This window comes from uncultured Microbulbifer sp., from assembly GCF_913055755.1.
Classification (GTDB): Bacteria; Pseudomonadota; Gammaproteobacteria; order Pseudomonadales; family Cellvibrionaceae; genus Microbulbifer.
In genome coordinates, this window is the sequence record NZ_CAJXKH010000163.1 from 1 (window position 1) to 3,285 (window position 3,285).

At 58.6% G+C, this 3,285-nt stretch carries 2 protein-coding genes; both read right to left on the reverse strand.

Translation table 11 applies throughout. From position 1 onward, the window contains the following. On the reverse strand, positions 1-2,265 hold a 2,265-nt coding region (locus QZ511_RS16570), incomplete at its 3' end, for a DNA polymerase II (RefSeq protein ID WP_295804228.1). Between the two features lie 117 nt (positions 2,266-2,382). Next, positions 2,383-3,285, reverse strand: a 903-nt coding sequence (locus QZ511_RS16575; protein WP_295804231.1) for a HAMP domain-containing sensor histidine kinase, incomplete at its 5' end; no start/stop codon positions are given.

Genomic DNA, 3,285 nt, shown 5'->3' on the forward strand with positions numbered 1-3,285 from the left:
CTTGAGCTGCTTGTCGATATAGTGCTGGTAATCGATCGGTGACTGACGGTGATCTACCGGCTCCGGGCCGTTGAGGGTGATCACATAGCGAATCCAGCCCTTGTTCTGGTAGCGGGGTGCCAGCCCCTGCTGCTGGCGGATTTCATCGGCCAGGCGCGCGGCGCGGACCTGGGGCGGTATGTTTTTTACGTATTGGTCCAGCTTGCGGCGGAGGCGCTTGCGGTACACAAGCAGCTCGTCCATCTCCCCTGCACGGGTTTTCTGCACCATCTCGCGGATATAGTCGGATGGATTCTCACCGTGAAACACCATTCCGTAGAGCTGGGTCTGGAACTGTTTGGCCAGTGCGGTCCAATCACTGCGCACGGTCTCGAGGCCCTTAAATACCAGCTTTTCCTCACCTCCATTCACCACCAAACCCGCGTAGCGTTTTTTAGAGCCGGCCTCGGAGCCGCGAATGGTGGGCATCAGAAAGCGCTGATAGTGGGTTTCGAATTCCAGCTCCAGCTCGCATTCCAACGCCAGTTCATCTTTGAGTTTGTTCTGCCAGCGCGTGTTGATCTCGCTGGCCAGACTCTTGCCGATCACATCCGACTCTTCCGGGCTGGGTCGGCCGCTCAGCCAGACAAAGGTGGAATCGGTATCGCCGTAGATGACCTGGTGCTTCCCTTCACCAATCTCCTCGATCCAGCGCGCCGTCTGCTGCATGATCTCGTGACCGCGCAGGGTGATGGAGCTGGCCAGACGCGTGTCGTAGAAACGGCAGCCCCCACTTCCCAGTACTCCGTAGAAGGAATTCATGATGATCTTGATGGCCTGCGAGCGGGCGGCGTCCTGCTCCTGCTTGGCGATGTCGCGCTGCGCCCAGAGACTGGTAATGATGTCCGGCAGGAAGTGTTTGTCACGGGAGAAGCGCGCACCGCGAAAACCGGGAATGGCATCGTCATCCGCCAACCCTTCAACCAGGCCCATGGGATCGATCTTGAAGGTGCGGATAATGCTGGGATACAGGCTCTTGAAATCCAGCACCAGCACGTTGTCGTACAGGCCCGGCCGGGAATCCATCACGTAGCCGCCGGGGCTAGCCAGGCCGCCGTCGGCCGGCAAGTTGGGCGCCACATAGCGGCTGCGGTGCAGCCTGGGCAGGTATAGATTGGTAAAGGCTGCCACCGAGCCGCCGCTGCGGTCGAGCTCCAGGCCCGTGAGCTGGGACCGCAGCCGCAGGTAATCCAACAGGCGGGTGTGCTGGAAAATATCCCAGACCAGGCGGCAGTCTTCCAGGTTGTAGGCGGCAAGCTTGGGTTTGTTATGGTGAAAGTCGTGTTCAATCGCCGCCAGGCGGTTGTCCACATCTTCGGTGTCCTTGCCCCTGCCCAGCAGGGTCTGGGCCACGAACTCCAGGCTGAAACTCTCAAAGTTGTAGGTGGCGCTCTTCAGCCCGTCGATGCCGTCCAGTACCACCCGACCTGGCAGCGTGACGAAGCCCGGGCCCCCTTCCCGGCCATCCCGCCAACGTGCCTCTTTGTCACCGCGCCCCAGCTTCAGGCGCAGCCCATGGCGCCCGGCCCTCTTCAACAGCAACCGAAAATCAAAGTCCACCACGGACCAGCCGATGATGATGTCCGGGTCCAGGCTTTGGATCCTGGCCTCCAGCGCCTCGAGCAGGGCCCGTTCATCATCCACCCAGTGGATGGTGGATTCAGCACTTTCGGGCTGCCCCACCATCAGCACGACTTCCACGCCATCACCGTAGAGACCGACGGAATACAGCTCCCCCTGGCCAGAGCACTCCACGTCCAGGGAAACCACCCTGAACTCCGGCTGCACCTCGGCGCCCTTGAGGCGCACCTGCCGATATTCCGTATAGCCGTCCTTGGCCCGGGCCACACCCTCAAAGTAGAGGCCGCCGCGGGCAAAGCGCTCCATCAGGTAGCGGTCGTGGAGTCGAAAATCCGCTTCGAACACCTCGATGTCGCGATTTTGCAACAGGGCCTGAGCCCGGCGGTGGGCGTCGATGGTGGGAAAGTACAGCATGGCCGCTTCCTCGCGGCCAAAGGTTCGGAACCCCAGCTGTTGCCAATCGTAGGGCACGCCGGCCAGCGCCTCGGTCACCTGGGTGCGGTCCGCCACCCTTACCATAAAAACCGGGCGCTCGCCTTCAATGACCAGCTTGACCGGGCCCTCGGGCGTGGCCAGCCAGTAATGGATACAGGTGCTGCCGCGCTGATCAAAGCTGTGGCGGCTGAGGAGAAATCCTTGGGGCAAGAGACTGTTCTAATGGGTTGCGGCGTGGATTGAAGATGCGGGCCATTCTACTGGATATATACACAGATATCAGCAATCACCGGAACTATACAAGATGGCTATGGCGGTATGCCACCCTTACCATGAAAGACGGGCGACTACATGTGCCTCGTCGGCGTGCAGGGAAAACGACCAACCATTGCGCTCACACAGCCGTTGAACAATACCCAGCCCCAGGCCATACCCTTGAGATGGCGACTCGGTCGGCGGGTGTCGATCATCCGCGTCAATGCATACCTGATTGGTGACGAATAGTTCTTGTTCCCTGATACGAATCGTGATCGGCACCTGCCCGTTGAGGGTATGCTCGAAAGCATTTCGCACCAGATTATTGACCGCGATAGAAAAAGCCTGTGGATGCCCATGGACACTGGGCTTTACGAGATCGTCGATATCAATATCAACAGACTTTCCGTTCAACAGGTGACGCTGCTGATCTATTGCCTGAGTTACCAGCGGCGTCACCAAAAACTGCTCGTCATATAAACCATTGTCGGTTTCGCGAGCGAGGCACAAGAACATTTCAATCGTGGCTTCCATTTCGAACGTCGCCTGCTTCACTCGATCGACCACCTTCACATCTGCCGCCGACAGATCGCTTTGCTCTAACAGCTCAATCGCCCCCATGATCACAGTGATCGGCGTCCGCAACTCATGGCTGGCTGAGCCGGTAAAGTATCTCTCTCGCTCAACAAATGCACTGATGCGTTCAAGTGTCTTCTCGATAGTCTCAGCGAGTACGCCAACCTCATCATCGCCGAACCGACTGGACTCTATACGTTTATAGTCTTCGGCCGATAGTTGCTCTGGGTCGATCTCCGCGACCACTTTCGCGAGTTGTGTGACTGGGGCAACGGCTCTGCGCATCACAAGAACCCCCAGCCCAAAACCAAGCACACCGAGCGTACCCACGACTCCGATAATTAGGAATAGCCACCACCAATCCTTTGAAGACGCTGCCTCAATCCCTGCAACGTCGAA